Source organism: Streptomyces hygroscopicus subsp. hygroscopicus, from assembly GCF_001553455.1.
Classification (GTDB): Bacteria; Actinomycetota; Actinomycetes; order Streptomycetales; family Streptomycetaceae; genus Streptomyces; species Streptomyces hygroscopicus.
Map to the genome: position 1 here is coordinate 1 of NZ_BBOX01000668.1, position 925 is coordinate 925.

1 protein-coding gene is annotated in these 925 nt (G+C 69.5%); it reads left to right on the forward strand.

Annotated elements, in window-relative coordinates:
• On the forward strand, positions 1–925 hold a 925-nt coding region (locus AXW62_RS39760; RefSeq protein ID WP_159061129.1), incomplete at both ends, for a zinc-binding dehydrogenase.

Sequence of the window (925 nt, forward strand, 5' to 3'; positions counted from 1 at the left end):
GGGTCTCCTCGGGCACCGCGCTGTTGCCTCCTGCCGGGGTCCGGGAGTGGCGTCTGGACATGCACGCCAAGGGAACGCTGGAGAACCTGGCGCTGCTGCCGTGCCCCGACGCCGCCGGTGCCCTGCGCGAGGATGAGATCAGGGTCGAGATGCGCGCGGCGGGGATGAACTTCCGCGATGTGCTCAATGCCCTGGGGATGTATCCCGGGGAGGCCGGGCCGCTCGGTGGCGAGGGCGCCGGTGTCGTGACCGAGGTCGGTCCCGGGGTGACGGACCTGGCGCCCGGTGACCGGGTGATGGGTATCTTCAGTGGGTCGTTCGGTCCGGTCGCGATCACCGACCGGCGTGTCGTCGCCCGGGTTCCGGAGGGCTGGACGTTCGAGCAGGCGGCTGCCACCCCCATCGTGTTCCTGACGGCCTACTACGCCATGGTGGACCTGGGAGGTCTTAAGGCCGGTCAGTCGGTGCTGGTGCACTCGGCGGCGGGTGGTGTGGGGATGGCCACGCTTCAGCTGGCGCGGCACCTCGGGGCCGAGGTGTTCGGCACGGCGAGTGAGGGCAAGTGGGACACTCTGCGGTCGCTGGGTCTGGATGATGAGCACATCGCGTCGTCGCGGACGCTGGACTTCGAGAAGCGCTTCCTCGATGTGACCGGGGGGCGCGGTATGGATGTGGTGCTGGACTCGCTGGCCCGGGAGTTCGTGGACGCGGGTCTGCGTCTGCTGCCGCGCGGCGGCCGGTTCCTGGAGATGGGCAAGACCGACATCAGGGTGCCGGAGGAGGTGGCGGCCGAGTACACCGGGGTCTCGTACCACGCGTTCGACCTCCTCGACGCCGGAGTCGACCGTATCCGCGAGATGTGGGGGGAGTTGATCTCCCTGTTCGAGAGCGGGGTGCTGCGACCGTTGCCGGTGCGCACCTGGGA